The sequence below is a fragment of the Actinopolyspora xinjiangensis genome (assembly GCF_900104475.1).
GTDB lineage: Bacteria > Actinomycetota > Actinomycetes > Mycobacteriales > Pseudonocardiaceae > Actinopolyspora > Actinopolyspora xinjiangensis.
The window spans coordinates 217569-240809 of record NZ_FNJR01000001.1; the positions used below are offsets into that span (position 1 = coordinate 217569).

Below are 23241 nucleotides of genomic sequence, written 5' to 3' on the forward strand. Positions count from 1 at the left end.
ACTCACCTCCGTGAACAGCGCTGTGCGTAGGCGACAGACGGGCGGAGTGGGGGCTCATGCGGCGTGACCTCCGTGGGGGTGTTGGTCGCGGGGCCGGGTGGAGCGGGTGGGCAGCACGGTGAGTTTTCGGGTGGCTTTGACCTGGTACATGTGCGCATCGGCCTGGGCCAGTAGCTCGGACAAGGGGGTGCCCGCTGGGGCGGTGGCCAGTCCGACGCTGCCGAGCACACTCAGCCGGTGCCCGTCGATCCAGAGCGGTTCAGCCAGGGCTCGGGTGATGGCCTCGGCGCGGGCTTCGGCGTGGCCGAGGGTGGTGGTCGGTCCGAGCCAGATGGCGAATTCGTCGCCGTGCAGCCGTACCGTTCGTTCCCGCGGCTGAGTCGTTTCGGCCAGCCGGGTGGCCACGGCGGCCAGCACGCGGTTGCCGAAGGCGTGGCCGTGGGTGTCGTTGAGGGCTTTGAAGTGGTCCAGGTAGACCATGAGCAGCCCCACCGCGCCCCGGCGCGGGCGGAAGCAACGTCGGGCGGTGCGGTACAGCGCGGCGCGGTTGCCGAGCCCGGTCAGCGGGTCGGTGTGCAGCCGGGCGTGGTAGCGACAGGCCAGCATGGTGGCGGCCGTGGCCCATCCGGCGGTGCCCAGCGTCAGGGCGATGTCTGGCAGCATGGGTACTTCCCTTCCATGTGGGAGTGGGAACCCGGCCAGGCCGTTGCTGGCAGGCGAGGGGCCTGGCCGGGCTGTGACAAATCCGTGGGTCAGAACGGGGGCGGCCCGGCGGGCTGCGCCGCGGGCTCACCGGTGGCGGTGTCGCGGGTGGCTTTGCGGACGGTGGCGGTGGCGAACTTCAGGCTGGCCCCGATCTCGGTGACCGCGAGTTCCATGAGGCTGCGTTTCTCGCCGTGCTCGGTCTCCCACGAGCGCTGTTTCAACGCTCCGGTGACCAGCACGCGGTCGCCTTTCGACAGCGACTCGACCACGTTCTCGGCCTCCTGGCGCCAGATCTGGCACCGCAGGAAGGTGGCCGAGGCATCCACCCACGCCCCGCGGTCGCGGTCGTACTTGCGGTCGTTGGCGGCCACGGTGAAGTTGGCGACGCACACCCCGGAATCGAAGTACTTGATCTCAGGGTCGGCGACCATCGTCGCGGCCACGGTCACCTCGGGCAGTCCCGGCATGAGCAGGCTCCTTGTCGATGTGCGGGAGTGATTCGGGGTTACAGACCGGCGGTGGTGTCTCGGGTGGTGCGGTCGAGTCCGTCGAGGGCGCGGGCCACACCCTGCAGCCCGGCGGTCATGCCGATGCAGTCACGGACGAGCTTGTGGAAGGCCTCGAAGGTCTCCGCATAGGCGGCGCGCTGCTGGTTGGTGAGACCGTTGTCGGGATCTTCGGCGCGGTCGCGGGCGCGGCGGCGCAGCACGTCGGCCATGTCCTGCAGAGCGAGCGTCATCTGCATGGAGCGGTCAAAGGCGCGGGCCGCCTCGTAGGGGTTGCTCACGGTGCGGGAGGCGTGGCGCAACTCGTGGGCGGTCTCAACGAGATGGTCGAGGGCGGTCGGCAGTGCGTCTTGAGGCATGGCGTGGTCCTTCCCGTTCTCCATTTGATTACTCTCTGTGTGTGCACTGGGGTGTGCAGTGTCGCCACCGCGTCGGGTGTGCATGATCAACTAGGGTTTTCGCGCGCGTGCGCGCGCTCGCGCGTAGGGCCGGGCTGGCGGGGTGTGTGGCTGTGCGGGCTGTGTACACAGCCACGCCCCCGGCGGGTGGTTACGCGGCGTGTTGCTCGTCGTCGGGGTGCGGGTGGTAGCTGCCGGTCTCCTCGGCGGGGGTGATCAGTCCCTCGTCGGCCAGGCGGGCCAGTTCGCGGGAGGCCCAGGAGCGGTCGCGGCCGTGTAGCTCGGTGGGCACGTCTTTGGGGCCGAACACGGTGGTTTGTCGACCGATCCAGTCGTGCAGGTTGGCCCGTGCCTGGGCCAGGCTCGGCCGGGGCTGTGGGAGTGCGGTGGTGTTGGTTTCGGGGGGTAGTTCGGCGTCGGGGTCGACCTCCAGGTCGGGTTCGTGGGGTTCGGGCAGTGCGAGGACGTTCTCGTCGGGGTCGTCCTCGTCGTGGTCTTCGAGCTGGTCGAGTTGGTCGAGGTCGTCTTCGACCGTGGTGTCGTGGTTGGTGGGCTCGGTGCTGCGGCCGGTGGTGTGTAGGGGCACGACGGTTCCTCCGTCCTGCTGGGTCGTGCTGTGCTGGTTGGAGTCGTGGTCGTGGCGTGGGCTCCTCGGTAGGCCGAGCGTTGCGGCGGTGGCCGCTTCCAACTCCGCGGCTTGCGGGGCGTGCTCGACGATGGCGGCGGTCAGGTCCGCATCGTGGTGGGTGTAGGTGCGTGCCGGGGTGGCGAACAGCTCCTCGTCGATGCCCGGGCCTTCCAGGTACAGGCAGCCCGGGCGGCGGTTCTGCCACTGTTCGGGCCGCGCCCCGGCGTCGATCGTGGTGTCGGACAGGGAGAACCCGGCGTCCTCGCCCGTTTTGACGCCGAAGCACAGCGCCGCGCCAAGTTGGGAGCGCACGTCGGTGCTCATCTGCCGGTAGCTGGACTTCTGTTGCGAGAGCACCAGCGAGATCCCGGCCGAGCGGGCTTCCTGGGCGATGGTGTCGAACTGGTCGACGTCTTTGAGCAGCTTGGAGGCTTCCTCGACCCACACCACGATGTAGGGCATGCCGTGCTGGTCGTAGGCGGCCGGTTCCCACTGGTCCATGCCCCACTGGCCCAGCTGGGAGGCCCGGTCGGTGATCGCCTGGGGCAGTTTTTTGAGCAGTTTCTTGCACCGCCCCGTCTCGGTGAGCAGGTGCGCTGTCGAGTCCTGCAGGAAACTGACGGTCTGATCACCCTTGGACGGGTCCAGCACGATCAGCACCACGTCGCGGCGGGTGAGGATCTCGGTGGCGGCGAGCTTGAACCCGCCAGACTTGCCGGAGCCGTTCATCCCGTTGACCTGCACATGCGTCGCGTTGCGCGGGACCGAAGGGTCACCGGGCAGCCACAGCCGCACCACCTCGGCGTTCTCGTAGACGCCCAGCTGGAGCGGCTCCAGAATCGACCCGCCCGAGGCCGAGGGGCCCGGCCATGCCTGGGGGTCTTTGAGTACGTCCTCGGCCACCACCGTCAACTGGGCCTTCGACGCGTCGGTGGGGTCTTCGGTGACGCGCACCGCGCCTTTGCGCAGCCCCAGCATCGCCGCGATCTTGTCCGAGGCCTTCTGCACATCGGCCACCTCGACCTCCCCGGCGGGAAGCCGCAACGGGCCGGTGACCTTGTTCGGCTGCACCTCCAGCTTGCCGGTCTTGACGCCGGAGAGTTTGACCTTGTCGAACAGATCCGAGGTGGCCGATCCCCCGGATTCGGAGTCGCCACCGCGTTTGAGGGTCTTGTGGATGCTCCAGGCCACCGCGACACCACCGCCGCCGAAAGCCCACAGCTCCAACAACGGGCTCTGCCACGGCCCGGCGATGGTGGCCGCCGTGGTCCAGGCGGCTGTGACCCCGACGGTGGCGGTGGCGAACTGGCGCACCACCGCCGCCCGAGCCCTGGCGCAGTAGTAGGTCACCCCCGTCAGCCCGGCACCCAGCAGCGTCAGCCCCGAACTGGCCCAGGGCATCACCTCCGCCGAGGCGAACCACAGGTGCGCCCCAGCAGAGACCGGCCACACCGCCAACCCGCCGACCCACTCGGGCGCGTAGGGAGCCAAACGGGAGGCCCAGTGGCCCTTCGGCTTCTGATACCCGAACTCCGAGAGGGTGCCGCCGGTGACCGCGAGGTCACCGCCACGCTTACGCTGACTGGCCATTGTTCGCACACTCCTTTCCCGATGGCCTCGCGGTCACCGCGATCACTGGCTTACTGGTCGGTGACGTCGAACTGACGGCGTGGCCGCGACCTGGCGTTCGCCTCGGCCAAATAGTGCTTGCGGAAGGACTGATACGTCCGCGCCAACGAGGCCGAGGCCACCTCGACCGCCTCGGCCGACTGCCGCAGATGCTTGGCCACGATCCGAGCCCGCACCTTCGAGTCCTGCCCGAACAGCTGAGGATTGGCGCTTTGCACGTCACGCAGCACCATCTCCAGCTCCTCCGCCGAGACGTGCAACTCGTGATACAGCGGCCGAATCAACTTGCGCCCGTTCTCGCAGTACTCCCGAACCGCCCGCGGCGAAAAGAACTCCGGCTCACCCAAGCTGAAACCCTGCTCTGCCATGACAAACCCGCCTTTCTCGAAAACACCAGGGACTTACCGACCAGACAGCCCGGACGGCTGCCGAATCTGGGAATCCGCCGTAGCGGAGTGGGTTACGCGGCTACCTCGCTCGGCCCGTCGCCGTGGTTGCGGCGTAGTGCTCGTAGCACTCGTTGGGCGGTGGTGGCGCGGACTCCGAGGTGCTGTTGCACCCGGCGTCGGGTCGGGTTCGGTTCCAGTTCGCCGGACGCGATGGCCCGGCGAATCTCGGCCAGGTACTCGCTGGTTCCCGACTGGCTCTCACTGCCGTTGTGTGAGCGTGTTTTCGCTGTTCCCGCCGGTTCCGTCGCCCCCGGCAGACCGTGGGCCGCAGTGGACAACCAGTCGGTGATCTCGGCGGCCAACTGCTCCCCGGTGCCGGGTTCTTCGGTCTGGTGGGAACCACGCGGAACCAACCCCGGAACCACCGCCGGACGCAGCCGGCGGCCCCACCGGGACAGGGTGACCACACCGGGGGCGTACCGCAGTCGCACCGAACCGTCGGTGGCCAGTTCGCCGATGGCGTGCCGCACCGCGGCCCGTTCCATGCGCACCGCCCGCCGGTGGGCGATCCGCTGGGTGCGGGCGTGGTCCTTGTCCGCCCGGCTGCGGCGGGTGCGCATCGGTGCGGCCGTAATCAACTGGTGCGCCACGACACCGCCGACCGCGACCAGCGCCATGACCACTCCGACGAGCACGCCGGAGACGTCGAGGCCGTGCAGGAAGTTCAACGTCGCGTTGACCGCGGCGAACGTCCACACCCCGACGTGCAGCCACCCCACCGGGCGTCCCTGACGGCGGGCCAGGTGCACCGCGAACGCGAACGCCCACATCGCGCCCTCGGAAAACAGCGGCAACACCCCGCCGAGCGGGCCGTAGATCTCGACGCCGTAAGCGGCCATCGCCGACCACGCCAGCAGCCCCGGCACCACCACGATCAGGCTCATCAACAGCTCGATCTGATGCGAGCCCACCCAGCGGGCCATCGTGGCCAGCTGCTGCCGACGCTCCGCCCGGCGCCACCGCACCCGCTCGGCCCGTTCGGCCCGCTGGGCCCGCCGACGCTCGTCCACGGCTTCGGCCGCCGCACGCTGCGTCTCGGCCCTGACCGCCTCGGCATCCGCCCGAGCCCGTTCCGCCTCAGCCTTGGCCGCCGTCCGCGCCGCACGCGGATCCCGATACGACATCTGCGTCACTGCTGCTCACCTCCCGAACCAGCAAGACTGATCACCTGTTCGGCCCGCTGCCGGGCCTCGACCGCCGCCTGACGACTCCGCTCCGCCTCACGAGCGGCCAACTCGGATCCCGCAGCGGCTTCGACGTCGTAGTCGGCCGCGATCAGCTCCAACACGCGGGCCTTGTCCCGCAGCCACCCGGCCCGCTCGGCCGCCGCAGCGAACGGGCGCGGCATCCTTCCCAGCAGATCCACCAAGGCTCGGCTCGCCATCGACATCGCGCTCACCTCCGGCCCTTCCGGCTCGGCCCGGCATCGGCCTCGGCCTGGGTACGCACATCGACCGTTCCCCGGCCCAGCGAACGCAGCTCACCCACGGTGTGCAGCCACCACAGCCGCACCACCCCAGCAGTCCACACACCACACACCGCGGCGATCCCGAGAAACCACCGCGACTCGACACCGAGAACCATCCACGCCAGCCCGGTGATCAGCACCGGCAGAAACAGCAACTTCACCAGTCGCCACGCCACCCGGAACGGAAACGTCGCGATCCGCACCGCCGTCGCCATCAGCGACCACCTCCCTCAGCGGCGTTGGCCCGCTCCACCCAAGCCATCGCCCACGACTCGAGCTCGGCCTCCGCACTGCCCCAACCGATGCCCGGATCATCCAGAAACTCCCTGGCCGCCCGCGTGGCCGTGGCCATGTCCACCAGCCGCATCGGCAACTGGCGCTTGCCCTCCACCCGCATCACCAGCCAGCGATCCAGCCGCAGCGACAACGCCCGCCCCGACTCGTCCACCTCGATATCCGGGGTGACCACCACCGAGCCCTGCACCTGATGCAGCGGACGCGGAACCTGAAACACCGCACCGCCCACCTCGAACGACGTCATCAACCCCAGCGCCCCCGCAGGGGTGTGCACCATCGGCATCAACGCGACCTCAGCCTTCATGCCGCCTCACCCCCAACGAAGCCCTCACCAGAGCCAGCGGCCCGGCCACGCACCAGCCGCAGCACAGCCCCCGACGACGTCCGCCGCACCGGCAGCCCCTCGCCTGCGGCCTCGACCGCCTCCAGAGCACCCACACGCAGCTCCTCGGCGATCAGACGGTCGTAAAACCGCCGCACACGAAGCAGATCCCACTCAGGCAACGGAGCCTCGACCGCAGCGAGCTCTTCGGCGGTCGGCTCCAGGTCATCCGATATTCGGTCCGGTTGTTCTGGGAAAATGTTCATCGGGTCGGCTCCTCTCGTCTGGCCCGATTCCGGTTCCCCGCAGTGGCGGCTGTGGGGAACCTCGCCTTGTTTCTGAACAGGTACCCAACCTGTTAAGTACAGGTATGGCACATGTCTTCTTGCTCTGTCAACCCTCCGGCTTGAACCGACTCATCGCGTCGACGTCTCCGAGATTGGCCGCTCGGACGGCTCATCAACACGGGACGAGAGGGGGACCGAAGGGGACGGACCTGCTTGCTTGGCCGGTCCTCCCCTGTGCAGAGTGAGAGCGAACAGGCACCTGGAGGGATTCATGGAAGCCACGCCACTGCTGCGTGTGCGACAGGAGCTCGGTCTCACGAAACAGCAGGCCATACGCAAGCTGAAGCGTTCAGCCGAAGAGCTGGGGCAACCGCTGTTCGTCACCGACGAAAGCATCAATCGTCAGATGCGCTACTGGGAACAGGGTTCACGGATCGTTCCGGAGCAGTACCACGCACCGTTCTGCGCAGCTTACGGCCGCTCTCCTGCCGAGCTCGGTTTTACACCGATCGACTCTCAGGAATTCGACGAAACGTCGAGCGATCTGAACGAACGTCTTCAGTTCACGGAGGTCGATTCGTCCCTGGTAGAGCTCTTCGAGAACCAGACACAGAACTTTCGACTGCTCGACCGCAGGTTGGGAGCAGAACGTCTCTTCGAACAGACCAGTAGTCACGTTCAGCAAATAGAGGAAATGCTGAAGTACGCCGTCCCCGGAGACGCTCGGGAGATGCTGGCCGCCGCCCTCGCGGAAGCTTCCGCACTCTCCGGTTGGCAAGCTCTGGACATGCGTAACGCACGAGATGCTTGGCAGATGCATGAAATCGCGAAAACCGGAGCACGAGAGTCGGAAAACCCTTCCATTCTCGCGCACGTGACAGCGCAGCAGGGCTACGTTCTGCTGGACGCGGAACGTCCATCCGAAGCGCTCACGCTCGTACAGCGAGCCCGCTCGAAAGACCAGGACAAAATCCACCCTCGGATGCGTAGCTGGCTCGCTGCGGCCGAAGGGGAAATGCGCGCAGCCGCTGGCGACGTCAGCGGCACTTACAAGGCACTCGACGAAGCCGACCGGCTCCTGCCGAATGAGCCAGGAGACAGTGATCCTGAACTTCCGTTCCTCGCGCTGAACAGTACGCACCTGGCCCGCTGGCGTGGCCACTGCTTGGCGCGTCTGGGAGCGGCCGAAGCGGTCAATGATCTGAACTCCGCCCTATCAGGGCTCGCTGGTGGAGACTTTCGACGTGCGGAGGCTGGGGCGCGAGTGGACCTCGCGATGGCTCTCAAAGCACGGGGCGAGGAAGAGGAAGCACGAAAGCACGCGAAACGCGCTGACGAACTGGCCGGAAACACCGGATCTGCTCGCCAGCGCGCACGCATCCAAAAACTTCAGAACTAATAACCACCTGAGCTGAACGCCAGGTAGTGCAGCACCGCAACCAGCGTTCCGGAATTGACGATCTGGCCGGATGACACCAGGTTCCGCAGCTCGCTGACCGGAACCCAGTGGAACTTTCCCTCGTCCAGTTCCGAAACGTCGCCGACCGTCTCGATGTCACGGCCGAGGTACACGTGATGCGGATTGGTGACGGTGCCGATCATCGGCTCGAACGTCACGAGGTGCTCGACCGAGCGGGCGCGGTAACCGGTCTCCTCCTCCAGTTCACGCGCTGCTGTCTCGGCCGCGGGTTCGTCCTCGTTGAGCAGCCCACCGGGCAGCTCGTAGTTCCACACGTTCGACACGAAACGATGACGGTAGGAGAGCAGGACGTGGCTCTCGTCCTCGTTCAGCACGAGGATCATCGCCGCCGGTGGGAGCCACACCTTGTGGTGCTCGAACCGTTCCCCGGAAGGCACCGTGATGTCGGCCAGCCCGAGGCGGACCCACTCGCTCTCGTAGATCGTCCGTTCACCGTGCACAAGCCACTCGCCGCTCTTGTTCGGCTGCTCCATCTCGGGCTGTTCCCACCGATCTGCCGCTGTGCGGTCGTCTCACTCGTCCGGCTGGGCCACGAAGGCACCAGCCCCGTGCCGAATCACGATCGTGCCCTCGTCCGCCAGCAAGCGATAAGCTCGACGGACCGTATTCCGCGAAACGCCGTGCTGTTTGGCCAACCGTGCCTCACCGGGAAGCGGCATCTCAGACCGAAACTCCCCGGCCGCTATCCGCTCCCGGAACTCAGCGGCCAACCGCTCGTACGCGGTCGTGGCATCACCCGGAGATGCGGGCTCCCCTACGACTCGGCGACCATGACCGGGCAGCACCTCGACAAGCCCGGACTCTTCGAGTACATCGAGCGCGGAGCGAACCGTGTTCCGAGCCACCGAGTGCTCGCCTGCCAGACTCGACTCCGACGGCAGCAGGGTGCCAGGAGCGTAGTGCCCTGCCTTGATCTGCCGCTCCAGCTCAGAAGCGATCACACGGTACGTTCCACGGTCAGCCACGCTCGCCCCTTACTGCGGCCCCTATGCTTCCGCGACAGGAATTTCCTTCCATGCATGCATGCATGACAACCAGTATTGCGCACATATGCCAAGAGCGTGCTTACGGAGGAACCAAGCCATCTAGCAGCGTCGTCTTGCCCCTTCGTGTATTGTCAATGCCTCCAAAACGTGCAGAAGGCTTTCCAAAACTCCTGCTCGCAGAGGGTGCTCTCCACGCTCGTGGAGGTGGTCCGCTGCTGACGAGCATCATCGACGAGACCGGGGAGTGCTCTCCATGCTCGTGGAGGTGGTCCGCTGAAATCCGTGACGATGGGGCACACGCATCGGTGCTCTCCACGCTCGTGGAGGTGGTCCGTCGATGTGCCCACCAGGGATCGCCCAGTGCCCGTGCTCTCCGCACCCGTGGAGATGGTCCGCTACCGCCCAATGGTTCTCTGATGAGCTCCCGAGGGGAGTCCTATCTTCCGTAGTGCGTACGACGCTTCGAGTCACCTACGTCAAACACACCCGTGCGGACAATGCGTGGACACAGCACTTCTGCTCGCTCTCCGGAATGGCAGTTTCTCCAGCACAACAGGCATTCGATTCAAGACAGCGAAGCCCGCTCCTAAAGCGGGTGTCGCAGGTTCGAATCCTGCCGAGGGCGCCCCTCACCAGCCCCGGAAAAGGCCCTGTGAGCTGCACGGACAGCCCACAGAGCTATTTCACGGTTACCTGGTTGTACCCAACTCAGCTCAGGTTTCTACGACGCTCCACGTACAGTGTGCGTACACGGCTCACGTGCGTTGCCCACCCAGGGCGGATTCGACCTGAGCTCGGGCGCGAACCTCCTCACCGTCCAGGCAGGCCGCGTACACGTCCAGCAGCACCGCCACGGAGTGTCCGGCCCACTTCGCGACGGTGGTCGGGGCCACTCCCCCGTTGAGCCAGGTCGACGAGAAGCGGCACCCGCGCAGCAACGTCACGGTCTCGCAGGTGCTGGAGCAGTGGCTGGAGGTCGCGCGGCACGAGGACAGCACCCGCGAGCGTTACCAGGATCTGATCCGGCTCTACATCGAACCGACCTTCGGCACCACGACCGCGGCGAAGATCGACGCCGAACTGCTGGAGCGCTGCTACGCCCGGCTGCGCGCCTGCAAGGACCTGTGCGGCGGTAAACGCGCGAAGGACCACGAGTGCACCCCGCTGGCGTCGAACACCGTGCGCAAGATTCACTTCATCTTCCGCTCCGCCTTCGACCGGGCGGTGCGCTGGCGCTACCTCTCGGTCAACCAGGCCGAAATCGCCCAGCCGCCGTCGTTCGAACACAGCGAACCCGACCCGCCGTCGGCCGCCGAGGCCGCGAGTCTGTTGCGGGAAGCCTCGGAGGATCCACAGTGGTGTCTGCTGTTGTGGTTGACCATGGTCACCGGGTGCCGCAGGGGTGAGCTGTGCGCGCTGCGGTGGGGCGATGTGGACCTCGCGGCAGGGATGCTGTCCATCGAGCGCAGCTACTCCAAGACGCGCGAGCGTGCCCGGGAGAAGAGCACCAAGACGCGGCAGCGTCGCCGCATCGCGCTGGACACGCACACCGTCGAGCTGCTGCGGGAGCATCGAGAGCAGGCGCGGTCGAACTGCGCCGCCCTCGGCACGGGTTTCGACGACAACGCGTTCGTCTTCAGCACCGAACCCGACGGGTCCGCTCCGCTGTTGCCCCGAAGCGTCAGCCAGCGCTACCGACGCCTGGCCCAACGCCTCGAACTGCGCAGCACCCGGCTGCACGCACTACGGCACTACTCCGCGACCGAATTGCTGGCCAACGGCACCGACCTGCGCACCGTCGCGGGTCGCCTCGGCCACGTCGACGGCGGCGTGACCACGCTGAACACCTACGCCGGCTGGGTCACCGAAGCCGACCGCAAAGCGGCCAACACCATCGCCGACACCGTCCCCAGACCCGAGCCCGCCAACCGCCGACCCCGCAGCCCCTACGAACACCTCGCCGCCGAACTCCGCGACGCCATCACCACCGGCACCTACTCCCCCGGCGACGAACTCCCCACCGTCACCGACCTCGCCACCACCCACGACCTCTCCACCGGGACCGTGCAGCGAGCAATCACACTGCTCAGGCAGGAAGGACTCATCGACGTCGCCCGCGGACGACGTGCGACAGTTGCTCATAGGGGTCCCCAAGCAGCTCACTAGGTACACAGGTCCTTGCGCTGTGATCAAGGAGAAAAACTTTGCTTCAGACCTACGAAACCAGCTTCATGCGAAGCGGTCTGTCTGGCTGATCACTAGTGCTCAAGCACCGTCTCGCGGATCTTCAGTGCGGTTTGGTGCGGGTCTTCGGGCTGAGGAGTTGGGAAACGAACAGCGCGATCATGCCTGTACCCAGTCAGAGCAAGCGTGCATGATCAATGTCAAAGCTCGCCACCTCGGACGGAAACTCAGAGTAGGCACAGCCCACATCCTGCTACGATCACTTTTCATGTCTTGGCTCCAGTTCATAGCGGACCTGGTCGGGGTGCTGGCTTGGCCTGTTTTGGTATCCGTCGGTCTTGTGATATTCCGAAAGCCGATCACTGCGTTGGCTCAAGGGATGGCCGCAGGTCGTAGCCTGAAACGCGTGAAGGCTGGGCCCATTGAAGCCGAGTGGGAACAGCAGCTGGACCAAACTGAACAGGCGATGGTGGGGGCGGCGCAACTTCAAAACGAACGCCCGGATTCGGATACTGCCGAGGATCCCCATACCGAGGAGTTGCTGGCCTTGGCATCCAAATCTCCCACCGGTGCTCTCTTGAAGGCGTTCCAACTTCTGGAAATCGAACTGTCTCGTGTTGCAGAAGAGTCCGGAGTCCTTAAAGACTCCAAACGCCGCAGCACACCTCAGCTGTCAAGGCTCCTGCACGCCGATGGCCGTATTGATGACGAGACCATGACAAGCGTGCGTTCGGTCAGCGAGGTACGCAATCAGGTTGTTCATGAGGACGCAGACATTACGCCTGCTCGTGCGGCACAGTATGTGCTGGTAGCAATGGAACTGCGATCACGAGTAGGAAGAATCTCGGGCCGGTGATTCGCTTGCGCCAAGCAAAGGGGAACCTCGTCCTCATCCCGTCTGACCTGGCTTCGCCCGATCAGGCCATGTCAAGGGCGCAACCGCTGAACCCAGTAGTACACCCTAATGCCAGACTTGCGCCCCGACACGGCCTGATTCCTCTCGGGAAGGTCAGGGGATATGAGGACGCTAGGCTACTCCCGAACCGCAACCGATGTCGGGGCCTTTCCATCCCGGCGACCCGTCTGGAACCTGGGGACGGCGAGCTCCTCAAGGGTAGTCTATGTCAACACGGCGGCTACGCCTGAGGAATTGTCCGATATACAGCCATAGGAATTATCGAAAAACCAGGAAACGGTGGAGCGTCTGCAATTCCCTGTCCGGCGATATCTTCCATAACTGAATTTAGACCGGAAACAAACTTGTTTCGATCGATAACATCACCACTTGCGGCCATAAAGTCCATGTTCTTCATTTTTCCAAGATCAGGCTTCTTCGAAAAGAACCCTATGGTCCCTACTACAGTCCATTCTTGTTCCTGCCTGCCATAGCGCGAGAACAGAACTTCGGGCTCTGCATCAAGATACCTTCGCCCCTGCTGAAGCCGTGCCGTAGCCGACCATTCTACCCCCTTTTGCGACGATAGCAGCAAGTGCAATCCATCCGTAAAGAGCGCTCTTGACACTTGCACAAAAGACCGGAGCTGTTCCGCATTAACAGCCTCGGAAAATATAGAGGAATCAAAGTCTTCTACAGCGTCTTCCAGCGTCTTATCTTCAGAATTTTTGCTTTTTGCTGATTTTCCTTTTTGTGCATTCTTCGCATGAGGATTGGATGCCCTATTGAGGCGCCCCAGTCCTGCACCCAACGTGGACATACTTGCCAGTACCTGCGCTACGTGTTGGGAATCAAAGAGTTGACCATTGGCGGTTAGGCGAACTATCGATCCCTCTCGAGCTTGCTCTCGGAGTGCTTGCACATCTTTCACAGTTGAATCATCAAAAATGCCTGATATATCTCTTAGCCACCCTTCTGATTCGAGTATTTCTTCCAGTTCCGGAAATAGGGCATCAAGGAGCGTTCTTTGTTGTGAGTCTTCGGCTGTATGACCACTATCATGACCAAGCCATTTTTGCACTCCAGCGTGGAACTTCTTTGTGCTTGATACAGACTTGCTGTCTTGTTCTGGAACCCCACCGACGCGCTGCGCCAACAATGAGCGGACGCGGTCAATGTCGGCATATAGAAACTCGCGAAGTACTTGCGCATGAGCATCCTCGCTGGATTGTATATTGGACATAGTCATGTCCCACTTATCGAACCCGTGGTGGCGAACGTTACAGCTTTCCTTATTGAAAGGCGGCATCGCCGCGGTCTCTGGCCGCCTGCCTTCCACCCGGTATCTTGGGGATACCGCCCGCTCGTCCGCGTCACGCTCGGCTGCTGGCGCCGGGATCGGCGCCAGCCACACGCCCGTCGTCCGGCCCGAGCCAAGCGCACCAATCGCGAGCAGACTGCCCCGGCAGGGGCCCTCCCTTGATGAAGAATAGAAACTTTACACACACGCACACCGGGACTGGGCTGGTCGATGGTCCAGTCAGCGGCGGTCAGCTGAGATACGGCTCGGAACGTTCCTGCAACGCGTGCTCGATGCGCATCCGCATCGTGGGGTGCATGGTCAACGAATCCAGCTCCGCGGGATCGACCCAGTGCACGCGGCGGCTCTCACCGCTGGGCCGTAGTCGTCCTTCCACCGGTCGGGCGGTGAACACGATCGAGAACTCCTGGCGGACCTCGCCGTCGTCGTAGGCGATCACGTGTCGCGGGTCGGAGTAGATGCCGACGATGCCGGTGATCTCCACCGTCAGCCCGGTCTCCTCGGCAACCTCGCGCAGGGCGGCTTGGCGGGTGGTCTCGCCGAGGTCCTGCGCTCCGCCGGGCAGGGCCCACAGCTCGTTGTCGGTGCGCTCGATCAACAACACACGACCGGACTCGTCACGAACCACCACGGCCACCGCCACCACCAGACTGTTGGCGGCCGGGGCCCGCGGATCGCCGTAGTAGTCCCGCTTGCTCATGGTCCCTGCCTCTCAGATCAACGCCGAAACGGCGTCCCGCACAGCATCGGGTACTGGTGGCGCGCGGTACGGGAGGCAGCGGGCTGCGAAGACGTCCGCCGCCACGACCTACGGCATTTCTACGCGAGCAGGCTGATCGCTTCGGGCTGTGACGTGGTGACCGTGCAGCGGGCGCTCGGCCACTCCACACCGTCGATCACCTTGCACACCTACTCGCACTCGTGGCCGTCAGCCGAGGGCCGGACTCGCGAGGCAGCCGCCCGGACAGGCGCCGAAGTCTGGGGAGACGCTGACGAACACCTGACGAACGACGAATCGAGTCAGGCCGCTGAACTGCCGAAACGGCGTCCACTACACGTTGAAGCGGAACAACTCACCGGGTTTCGTAACCAACACCGATGGTGTCAATAAGCCAGTTGGCCTGGTCAAACGTTGTTCTTAACTTTCCGTAGCTTTATTGTCATTCTTGGTGTCCTGATGGCCAGCTGAGTGGCAGGACCTTGCCCACACTGGTTGGGGTTCGACCGGACGCCACTCTGAGTCAACTCTCCACCTCCCTGCACCCCGTGGATTACCGGCCGTACTCCTCGACATGATGCACTGATCGCTGTCACCTCTTGCTATCTGACCGAATAGCGGGAGCAACTGATTAGTGAGAGCGGCCGTTGTGCGTCGTCTGTCGTTGTTTTCGGCCAGCCGTAGCTAGTCTGGGCCCAGTAACCGCCCAGCCGCGGCAGACGAGCACCAGCTCCCATCATCCTGCTGATCTGTGTTCCCTGGCGAAGACATCCTCGTAAGCCTTGGCGTAGCACCCCTTCAAGATGGTTTAATCCATCCTGTGGTGGATCAACCAGACGAATTCCTACTGGGCCAAAACGGAAGCCGCTTAAGCATTTCGTGAGCCTGGCTTGCAATTAGCCTTGGCATCCTGTCAATAACGGCACTGGGAACGCTAGTTGTTGTGGCGAGCATACAAGGTGCGGATACTCTGTCGACTGTTGCCCTTGCGCTCGCCGTCCTAGCCTTCGCATCACAGCTAATTGTCTCCCTTGTTCAGACGAACTCTAACGCTCAACAGATTTCCCAATCGGAAAGAATTAATACTGAAGGCTATGCAAGTGAGCTGAAGATGAGGGCAGTTAATAAAAAGCAACGGCCTTTCCGGTACCATGCTGTTCGACCAAGAACAAGCTGTACGCCAAGGAAAGACCGTTGCGTTACGAGGATACCACAGGGCTGAGTGAGGACCAGCTGTGCTGGTTGACTGAGCGGATCAGTGGGTTGATTCGGTGGGACCCGAGGAACACGGTGTCGGTGTTCATGGCTCTGGTGGTGACACTGGAGTCCTACCGGACGAATCTGACCCAGAAACAACTGGCGGCGTTCCGGAACACGAGTCAGTCGACAATCTCGCGGGTGCTGCGTCGGTTCGAGCCCGTCCTGGCCGAGCTCCTGGACGAGATACACGCCCCACTGGAGGAGTTCCACGGACGAGTCACCCTCGTCGACGGTGTACTCATCCCCACAGGAAACCGTCGTGACCAGGAGAGACCGTACTCGGGAAAACACCGACGCTACGGCGTGCGCCTGCAGCTGACCACCGATCTCCACGGGAACCTTCTCACGTGTTCGGAGATCTTTCCCGGCGCCACCCATGACCTCACGGTGTTCCGGAACTCATCACTGCACGAGACGCTGAACCATGCCAACACCATCGGCGATCTCGGCTACCTGGGCAGCACCATCACCCACCCCACCAAAACACCGAAAAACGGAACACTCGACCCCGACAGAGAAAAATCCAACACGACAATAGCGTTCCTACACTATCCGATCGAACGCGCCATCGCCCACCTGAAAAACTGGACCATCCTCGCCAGCCGATACCGCCGCCCACTCGTCCAACTCCAACGAATCCTCCACATCATCACCGGACTCCAACGACTCCAAGAGACCTGGTAAACAGTTCAGTGCATAACCTTCAATAATTACAGATACAAATAGTATCGCTCAAACTTCGCGTTCAATAAATACACCGACTCGGCTAATGAAGGTTATGCAGGTGCGCGATTAAAAGCGGGAGACTTCGTTTATCCAGAGTTCCGCTCGGGGTTGTTCCCAGCGGGGAAGCCTTCTCCAGGGAGGAGTTTCCTGTCTCCTTCTCTGTGACAAACCCCCTGGTCAGCGATTCTGTGCATAACCTTCATATGAATTTTTCTCAGTTTGTCTGGGCGTCCTATAAGTCGACTTCCGACATCGATCTCGACAGCAATGGTGGACCCGGTGCATATCCAGGAAATATCCGGGATTCCGTCTTCGCCGTCACTTATCGGACCCTCTGATTGACACAGCTCGCCCAGTAATGGGCAGGTATTCCATGCGGTAGGGTATTATCCGTGAAATTGCGGATGATGCTCTACCGCAGCTTCGTATATTTCGGGAGCCTCATGACTCGATCTTCGTTCTCCTCTGCACGCGCAACGGTTGGGCTCGCCGTAGTCCTGCTGACCACGTCGGCATGCTTGGGTCCTTCGGCGGATGTCGAAGAGCCGCAGGATGTGACCTTGGACGGCGTTCGGGCTGCCGCCTACATTAGCTCTCCGGCGCAGGACGTCGGGGATTCGTCCGCGGGGCACCTCGTCCTGGTCGACGAGGCGGGAGAGATCAGCGTCGCCGAAACCTCCGGCATGGATACCGCGGCGATCGGGTGGTCGGAGGACGGGCTGTTCTTCTCCGACACTGAACAGGACTATCAGCTCACCGCTGAAGGACTCCGTACCACCGACAGCCCCAAGGCCCCATCACAGCACGCGCTGTTCCCGACGGGCGATGGCGGCTTCATCGGCCTGTTCAATAAAGGAACCACAGGAGTCGGTTATACCGAGCAGCTGGTGACCCATACTGACGGCGCATCAAGCCGGAAGAATGTCGAGGGCTACTATCAAGTAGCCGGCTCCTGCGATGGTGAGATCTACGGTCTGGCCCAGCCTTCCGGAGACTATGAACAGGTAGCCGCCAAACAGGGACTCGAAATCCGGGGCACCCATGGGCCAGCGTCGTTCATGCTGACTCGTCTCTCAGGTGACGATTCCAGCTCATCAGACTTGCCCGAAGCGGATGCTGTCGGCCAGAACGAGCGACTCGTCGGGATGGCGCCGGTCTCGGGGTCCGCACAGCAGAACCACGATGCGCCCTGTCGAGAGGAGACGATGTACCACTTGGCTGCGGTTGCTGATGACAGCGGGAATCCTGAGCGGCCGGTTGTCCTTCGAGCCTGGGACGTCTCCACTGGTGAGGTGGTCGAGACGCCACTCACTGATGCGAACGGAGAGAGCGTTCGACCGAACAGTTCTTACGGCCTTGCCATCCTCGACAGTACAGTTCTCTCGGACGACGGCCAGAGCTTTTTGTGGGCTTCGCTGGATCGCCAGGCGTTCATGCGGACCGACATCGACACGGGAAAGACGGTCGAAGAGTTCCCTCTCGAAGACGAGATCGTGCCGCGCAGCAGCGAGGTCAGCGCGACCATCCGTGACGACCGCTTGGCTCTGATTACACAGACCTCGGACGGGGACGAACCGGAGCTACGGATCTACGACCAGAGCACCGGCGAGAGCCTCATGCACACGAGTCTGCCGGATATGTCTGATCTCCTCGAAGGCCCGCATCAGTTGCGTAGCATGGCACTCCGCCCCGAGTAATCCCCTGGGGAACAATCATGACAAATTAAACGCCAGCGAGTATCGATGCTGCTCACAGCGTCAGAGATCAGCACTCGACCGGAATCTAGAGCAAGCTGAAGCAGCCTACCGACCAGCGACATCATTCAATCCTTCCGGGGTCTGAGCAGTAGGAGTGTAGGAACCTCCGGTAACGATCTTCCTTCCTGGTTACAGCAGCGAGAACAGGGAGTCGGGACCGTCCCAGCCGCTCCACAGCTGTGTGTCGACACCTCGATCACCAGCCGAAACCGTGCCTAGCGCCAAATGCCGTACCGCTACTACTCAGACCCCCAATTGGCCCAGACTCCCGCATCCGTCAATGTGGCCGTCTATGGTCACCAAGTCGCCTACAGACTGTATGACACCGCCAAGCGACAAAAACAGCACTGACCAAAGAAGTGGCGTTTTCACTGGCCAGCATCACCAAGAAGACTATGAGGCCAGCTCTTCTTGATCTCCTAGAAGGGGTATCATTACTCCACGGTTCAGGGTCTACCCCTCGGGGCATCCCCACTTTACCCCCACTTTTGCTCAGTCTTCCCGGTGCAGGTCGGCCAGGGCTCTGGCCGCCGAGTCACAGGCCGTCTTCCGGTTCATGTACACGTCCAGGGTCAGGCTGCCTCCGATCGTGCCCGAGGTAGTCCGCGATCCCGCGGGCCGACACTCCGGCCTCGCCAAGGACGATCCCGGTCAGAGCCACTGAGAATGCTCACCGCACGCACGTCAGTTCAGCCGGCACTGTGATCGGTCGGACACTCATCTCCACGAAGCTTTGTTCCACTGTGGATTCCTTGATCCAGACACTTCCCCCAGAGGCCACCACGCTTGCGACGTAGCAAACGCACTTGGCCGTGTTCGCCGAGAAAGGGCCAAAATCACTCAGACGAGGGATCGACAGAGATGATCTGTACGAGTATAATCAGAAAAACATGTAGTACTCGCCGCCCCACGACGAGTACTACATGACGTTGCAGTCGAAGACCGGAGGCCCTTTGACCAGTCTAAACATCCTCAGTGGGTTCCCACTATAGCAGGCTAGTCACCTTACTGTCTATCAGAGCTGAGAAACCTATCAGTCCTGACAGGCAGCACGGGCCTCCGAACCGGAGGGCGTATGGATCTAGGCAGCCTGCCAACCGACGTGTCCGATACCAAAGTAGCTACGCTGTGGTGTCTTGCCATCACCATGTCTGGTGACGTGGCTGGAGCGAGTACGAGCACTACTGTCCTTGGGGGACTCATCGCGCTCCTCCTGGGAGTCGGTGCTACCGTACAGCTCTTTGCCGGAGGCGAAGAGGAGTGAGCTGCTCTCAGCTCACGATTTTCGGACACGCCTCAGTACCTCATGCCAGAGGCACTGGCAGGCTCGTTTGACGTGGGAGTTCAGGTGCAAGACGTTGCGGCCTGAACTCCCACATGACGAATGAAGCTACTGTATTCGAAACCGGCCATCGGCGGTATCGCTTCCCACGCAGTCCCCACACGAGTCAACGGCAACAGCCCGTTGCCACCGCTATGCAACAGCTCCTCGCCTACGGACTCCACAGTTCCGAACCCTGCCGAGGGCGCACGACGAATCAGCCGGTTGACCTGCGACGGGATACCAGATCGATCACCGTCGCTTGATCGTCGCCTCCCGGTCCGCGGGCTCATCCGGGGCATGTCCGGTTTCGTGCATCCGCTTCGCGGTATCGTTCCGCTCCGTGCGGAAGCAGGCATCCGTACGATCCCGACGTGGAATGCCTCTCCTCTCCACGGGACCGAACGGCATCGAAGTTCCACCGTCCTGCCAACACCCCGCACGACGAGGCCCACGCCCTCCAACGACCATCGATATTAGTCCACAACGGATAGACCGCCGCCGGACAAGCCGTGGTCCTGCCGCCTTGGGAGAAGGAGCACCGACCTTCCCCGGTCGGACACTCACATTCGTCCCCCTGGCGGTTCGCGGCACCAGAGCAGCTCCCTGCAACGGCACCGCCGATCTCGTTCCAGGACCATCGGAAAAGAGCTGCTCCAGCAGGATGGCTCACCCGACCGGCACGGCCGAACCGGCCCGCCCGCCGCGCACGACGCGCCAACCGGGCGGAGCAGGCGGAACGGGAAACACATGCTCCCGCCCCGCCCGGTGCGGCTACTCATCAGACTTGGCTACATCACCAGGCTCGGCTGCTCACCTGCTAACACTGCTCATCCGGTGACGGGCAGATGCCCCTCGCTCGGGCTCGGTTCGGGTGCCTGCGGCAGCTCGTCGGGCCCGGGTTTCGGCTCCTGCGTGTCCGTCGGCGGCCCGTTCGAGTCGGTCGGCTCGGGTGGCGGATCAGTGGGCTCCGGGGGCGGCTCGCTCGGTTCCGGTGGCGGGTCACTCGGCTCCGGTGGAGGATCGGTCGGGTCGGGCGGCGGCTCGGTCGGCGTTACTTCCGTCTCCACGCACGAGCGATCGTCCTCCGTGGTGGTCTGCCGCGTCCCCGTGTACATCTCGGCGCAGTTGGGGATCACCGTCCCCGCCGGCAGATCGGGGTTCACGCTCACCGTGATGGTCACGACCTCACTCCGCCCGGGCCGCAGGGTCCCCAGCGGACAGGTCACCGTCAGCCCACCCGAGTCACACACTCCGGAAGCCGATTCGACCGTGGTGAGCTGACCGTTCGTGGCGTCGTGCAGCGTGACGTCCACGGCGTCGGAAGGCCCGTGGTTGGTGGTCGTCAGCGTGTAGGTGATCGTCCCGTCGGGTGAAACCGTCGCGGGCCCCTCCTTGGTGATCTCCACGTTCGTGAGGGTCCGTGCCTGGGACACGAGCCGCGTGCTGTCCCCTGAGGTTCCAGGGGTGGACGAGTCCACGCCGGCCGTGTTGACGATGTTGGTACCGTCCGCGAGCCCCGGGTCCGTCGTCACCGGCACCGTGAACCGGACGGACTCGCCCGCGGGCACGGTCGTCCCGGCACCACCGCAGGTCACGGTCCGGCCGTCGACGGAGCAGTCGGCGGGAAGCTCCCCCACCCGCACCCCGGAGTCGAGCTGGTCGGTGACGACCACGTCCTCGGCGTCGGTGTCACCGGTGTTGGTCACGGTGATCACGTACTCCGCTTCCGCGCCCACGGTCATCGGGTTCGGAGTCACGGTCTTGGTGATGTCGAGCCGCGGACTTCGCGCGGAGCCTTCCGCCTGCCGGGCTCCCGGTCCCTCCCCAGGTCGGTCGGCGGGAGTCGCCGTTGCCGCTCCGGTGACGGTACCCACCGACAGCAGGCACGCGGCCACGGCCGCACCGGTAGCTCGACGCCGCCCTCCCCGAGGGGGGCGGCGAAACACGTTCGGTCCTCGCACCATGATCGCCCTGTTCGTCCGGGAACATCGCGCATCGTCACTGGACCGGGCGATGCGCTAACGACTCCCGGCAGCGTAGAAGCGCGGGGCTCACCCACTCGTCGTCGACATGCCGACGCGTAGCTGTCTCACCCTTCCGAGCGAGGTCGACGATGAGATCCCACCGCGGTCGGGGCTCGCGGCGAACAGCGCTCTCACCCCGCAACGCGGCCACCGGATGACAGTTCCCTGATCCGGAGTGCACGCTCCGGCAGGCGGGAGAACCGGGCCGCCGCGAGAGCGCGGAATGGCAGTGGAGACGACTGATCCATTTCACCGAGCTCGACGCCGCCACCGGACACGCCTCCGAGCGGGGAAAGCGGCAGGGACTCGAACCGTTCCCGCACGAGCAGACCTATCTCCCCGGCATGGGTGGCGGGGTGGTACTCACCGGTCTCGTCGCGGTCGATGCCGTGGATGTCGTGCTCGAAGTCGGGGGAAGCCGGAGTCGACGAGCCCGCTGCCCGATTCGGGACGTCGTGGCGGCACTTCCGATCTCTGCCGACCGGAGCACCGGCTGCGCCGGAACGAGGGAGTGCTTGATCGGTTCTGGCACCACCACACTGGGCTGGACCGCATGGTGGCCGTCACCACGGCCCAGCCAGAGGAGGCACCTTGTTCAACAGGAGAACATTCCTGGGCGGACTGTCCACGGCGGCGCTGGCCGCTCCCGTGCTGGGCGGTGGCGTGGCCGCCGCGCCGCGAAGGCGGGCCCGCCTGCCCGCCGTCCCGCTGCCGCTGACGGTGGTCAACCACACCGGCGCCTACGCCAACACCTCGATCACGCTCTACATCGTCGGAGTCGACCAGTCCGGCCGACAGGTCCACGTCACCCCGGACGGCAGGCGGGTGCCGATCTCGTTCTCCGACAACGAATCCGACGGCTACGCCCACTACGGGATCCCGCTGAACAGCAGCGGTGACACCACGATCAGCCTGCCCGCCATGTCGGGGCGGGTCTACTTCGCCCTCGGCGGCGAGCTCAAGTTCAAAGTGGTCGAGAGCGGCACCGGCCAACCGGCGCTGCGGTATCCGGCGGGGTGGGTGCCCAGCGACCCCAGCAATACGGTGCTGCACGACGTCTTCGAGTTCACGCTCAACGAGACCGGGATGTACTGCAACACCACGATGGTGGACATGTTCAGCGTCCCCTCCTCCATCCGGCTGGTGGGTTCCTCGGACCAGACCACCGGAACGCTGGAGCCGGGTGGTCGTGACCGGATCTTCGCCAACGTCACCTCCACCCCCGGTTTCGAGAACCTGCGGCAGGGCGACCATCGGATCGTGGCGCCCGGGCACGCGCTGGATCTGGGCGACTTCTCGAGCACGTACTTCGACTCCTACATCGACCAGGTGTGGGAGAAGTACCGCTCGACCACCATGACCGTGGACATCGGCACCGGCGTCCACCGCGGTTCGGTGTCCGGCGACCGGTTCGTCTTCGACGGCGAGGTGGGGGCGTTCGACAGGCCGAGCACCCGTGACGTGCTGTTCTGCGACGGTGCGCTCTTCGCGGGCGCGGCTCCCCGAGGCCCGGTGGCGGCGATCCTGGGCGCCGGGCTCAACAGGTCCAACCTGCACAGCGTCACGACCCAGCCCGCCACGAACGCGGCGAGCTTCTACGGTCACTCGGTCACGAACCACTACGCGAAGACGCTGCACGCCAACACGGTCGACGGCAAGGCCTACGGCTTCGCCTTCGACGACGTGGCGGGCTACGCGTCCTACGTCCAGGACAGCGGGGCGAGTTCGGCGACGCTGACGCTCACTCCGCTGTGATCCTCACCGTAGGCGGATCATCGGCCGGGGGCGGAATCCGCGCCCCGCCCCCGGCCGGTGATCCGTCGAGGTGGGCCACGGCGGATTCCGGGGCAGCACCCGTCACGTCGCGCTCGCCCCGC

At 64.0% G+C, this 23241-nt stretch carries 23 protein-coding genes and 1 tRNA gene; 8 read left to right on the forward strand and 16 right to left on the reverse strand.

Annotated elements, in window-relative coordinates:
* Positions 1-54: 54 nt before the first annotated feature.
* The 10 genes from BLQ75_RS00990 to BLQ75_RS01035 all read right to left on the reverse strand — a co-directional run bounded on the left by BLQ75_RS00990 (position 55) and on the right by BLQ75_RS01035 (position 6668).
* Positions 55-663, reverse strand: a complete 609-nt coding sequence (locus BLQ75_RS00990; RefSeq protein ID WP_092596283.1) for a GGDEF domain-containing protein — start codon at positions 661-663, stop codon at positions 55-57.
* Between the two features lie 89 nt (positions 664-752).
* The gene (gene ssb / locus BLQ75_RS00995) at positions 753-1172 is read right to left on the reverse strand and encodes a single-stranded DNA-binding protein (RefSeq protein WP_092596286.1); all 420 of its coding nucleotides are present in this window, start codon (positions 1170-1172) and stop codon (positions 753-755) included.
* A gap of 38 nt (positions 1173-1210) precedes the next feature.
* Positions 1211-1570 carry a hypothetical protein gene (locus BLQ75_RS01000; protein WP_139182871.1) on the reverse strand — a complete coding sequence of 120 codons (360 nt, stop codon included), beginning with the start codon at positions 1568-1570 and terminating at the stop codon, positions 1211-1213.
* Between the two features lie 190 nt (positions 1571-1760).
* Positions 1761-3827: a plasmid transfer protein TraB gene (traB, locus tag BLQ75_RS01005; protein WP_092596298.1), complete on the reverse strand. Its 2067-nt coding sequence runs from the start codon at positions 3825-3827 to the stop codon at positions 1761-1763.
* 50 nt (positions 3828-3877) lie between these two features.
* The gene (gene traA / locus BLQ75_RS01010; RefSeq protein WP_092596301.1) at positions 3878-4234 is read right to left on the reverse strand and encodes a plasmid transfer protein TraA; all 357 of its coding nucleotides are present in this window, start codon (positions 4232-4234) and stop codon (positions 3878-3880) included.
* Between the two features lie 92 nt (positions 4235-4326).
* Complete coding sequence (locus tag BLQ75_RS01015) at positions 4327-5448, reverse strand: hypothetical protein (protein ID WP_092596303.1); 1122 nt, start codon at positions 5446-5448, stop codon at positions 4327-4329.
* The gene (locus BLQ75_RS01020) at positions 5445-5705 is read right to left on the reverse strand and encodes a hypothetical protein (protein WP_092596306.1); all 261 of its coding nucleotides are present in this window, start codon (positions 5703-5705) and stop codon (positions 5445-5447) included. Before BLQ75_RS01020 ends, BLQ75_RS01015 begins: the two co-directional genes overlap by 4 nt.
* Before the next feature lie 5 nt (positions 5706-5710).
* Positions 5711-5998, reverse strand: coding sequence for a hypothetical protein (locus BLQ75_RS01025; protein WP_092596309.1), 288 nt, complete (start codon positions 5996-5998; stop codon positions 5711-5713).
* Positions 5998-6384 carry a hypothetical protein gene (locus tag BLQ75_RS01030; protein WP_092596312.1) on the reverse strand — a complete coding sequence of 129 codons (387 nt, stop codon included), beginning with the start codon at positions 6382-6384 and terminating at the stop codon, positions 5998-6000. The genes BLQ75_RS01025 and BLQ75_RS01030 overlap by 1 nt, the downstream gene beginning before the upstream one ends.
* A complete protein-coding gene (locus BLQ75_RS01035) occupies positions 6381-6668 on the reverse strand; it encodes a hypothetical protein (RefSeq protein WP_092596315.1) in 288 nt (95 codons plus the stop codon). The genes BLQ75_RS01030 and BLQ75_RS01035 overlap by 4 nt, the downstream gene beginning before the upstream one ends.
* Before the next feature lie 292 nt (positions 6669-6960).
* On the opposite strand from BLQ75_RS01035, the gene BLQ75_RS01040 reads away from it, so the two are divergent.
* Positions 6961-8088 carry an NsdA family TPR-like regulatory protein gene (locus tag BLQ75_RS01040; protein WP_092596327.1) on the forward strand — a complete coding sequence of 376 codons (1128 nt, stop codon included), beginning with the start codon at positions 6961-6963 and terminating at the stop codon, positions 8086-8088.
* On the opposite strand, the gene BLQ75_RS01045 is transcribed toward BLQ75_RS01040, so the two are convergent.
* Both BLQ75_RS01045 and BLQ75_RS01050 read right to left on the reverse strand, forming a co-directional pair.
* Positions 8085-8642 carry an NUDIX hydrolase gene (locus tag BLQ75_RS01045; protein ID WP_092596330.1) on the reverse strand — a complete coding sequence of 186 codons (558 nt, stop codon included), beginning with the start codon at positions 8640-8642 and terminating at the stop codon, positions 8085-8087. The two genes, BLQ75_RS01040 and BLQ75_RS01045, sit on opposite strands and share 4 nt — an antisense overlap.
* A 39-nt stretch (positions 8643-8681) precedes the next feature.
* Positions 8682-9110, reverse strand: a complete 429-nt coding sequence (locus BLQ75_RS01050; protein WP_170837259.1) for a winged helix-turn-helix domain-containing protein — start codon at positions 9108-9110, stop codon at positions 8682-8684.
* 567 nt (positions 9111-9677) lie between these two features.
* On the opposite strand from BLQ75_RS01050, the gene BLQ75_RS23275 reads away from it, so the two are divergent.
* Positions 9678-9780, forward strand: a tRNA-OTHER gene (locus tag BLQ75_RS23275).
* Positions 9781-9910: 130 nt separating this feature from the next.
* On the opposite strand, the gene BLQ75_RS01055 is transcribed toward BLQ75_RS23275, so the two are convergent.
* Positions 9911-10048, reverse strand: a complete 138-nt coding sequence (locus tag BLQ75_RS01055) for a hypothetical protein (RefSeq protein ID WP_211481091.1) — start codon at positions 10046-10048, stop codon at positions 9911-9913.
* Between the two features lie 7 nt (positions 10049-10055).
* On the opposite strand from BLQ75_RS01055, the gene BLQ75_RS01060 reads away from it, so the two are divergent.
* Both BLQ75_RS01060 and BLQ75_RS22890 read left to right on the forward strand, forming a co-directional pair.
* A complete protein-coding gene (locus BLQ75_RS01060) occupies positions 10056-11321 on the forward strand; it encodes a tyrosine-type recombinase/integrase (RefSeq protein ID WP_211481092.1) in 1266 nt (421 codons plus the stop codon).
* A gap of 286 nt (positions 11322-11607) precedes the next feature.
* Entirely contained in the window at positions 11608-12195 is a 588-nt protein-coding gene (locus BLQ75_RS22890) for a hypothetical protein (RefSeq protein ID WP_139182873.1), read from the forward strand.
* Between the two features lie 280 nt (positions 12196-12475).
* Here BLQ75_RS22890 and BLQ75_RS22895 read toward each other — a convergent pair whose 3' ends face one another.
* Positions 12476-13477: a DUF6414 family protein gene (locus tag BLQ75_RS22895; RefSeq protein WP_139182874.1), complete on the reverse strand. Its 1002-nt coding sequence runs from the start codon at positions 13475-13477 to the stop codon at positions 12476-12478.
* Between the two features lie 307 nt (positions 13478-13784).
* Positions 13785-14255: an NUDIX domain-containing protein gene (locus tag BLQ75_RS01070; RefSeq protein ID WP_092596345.1), complete on the reverse strand. Its 471-nt coding sequence runs from the start codon at positions 14253-14255 to the stop codon at positions 13785-13787.
* 45 nt (positions 14256-14300) lie between these two features.
* On the opposite strand from BLQ75_RS01070, the gene BLQ75_RS24615 reads away from it, so the two are divergent.
* The 3 genes from BLQ75_RS24615 to BLQ75_RS01085 all read left to right on the forward strand — a co-directional run bounded on the left by BLQ75_RS24615 (position 14301) and on the right by BLQ75_RS01085 (position 17956).
* A complete protein-coding gene (locus BLQ75_RS24615) occupies positions 14301-14666 on the forward strand; it encodes a tyrosine-type recombinase/integrase (RefSeq protein WP_425286430.1) in 366 nt (121 codons plus the stop codon).
* An 801-nt stretch (positions 14667-15467) separates the two neighbouring features.
* The gene (locus BLQ75_RS01080; protein WP_092596348.1) at positions 15468-16217 is read left to right on the forward strand and encodes a transposase family protein; all 750 of its coding nucleotides are present in this window, start codon (positions 15468-15470) and stop codon (positions 16215-16217) included.
* A 434-nt stretch (positions 16218-16651) separates the two neighbouring features.
* Positions 16652-17956, forward strand: a complete 1305-nt coding sequence (locus BLQ75_RS01085; RefSeq protein ID WP_139182875.1) for a hypothetical protein — start codon at positions 16652-16654, stop codon at positions 17954-17956.
* Positions 17957-20167: 2211 nt separating this feature from the next.
* Here the strand turns inward: BLQ75_RS01085 and BLQ75_RS01090 are convergent.
* Positions 20168-21235 carry a DUF7507 domain-containing protein gene (locus BLQ75_RS01090; protein ID WP_170837260.1) on the reverse strand — a complete coding sequence of 356 codons (1068 nt, stop codon included), beginning with the start codon at positions 21233-21235 and terminating at the stop codon, positions 20168-20170.
* 720 nt (positions 21236-21955) lie between these two features.
* Here BLQ75_RS01090 and BLQ75_RS01095 point away from each other — a divergent pair.
* Entirely contained in the window at positions 21956-23119 is a 1164-nt protein-coding gene (locus tag BLQ75_RS01095; protein WP_092596357.1) for a beta-1,3-glucanase family protein, read from the forward strand.
* Positions 23120-23241 lie beyond the last annotated feature (122 nt).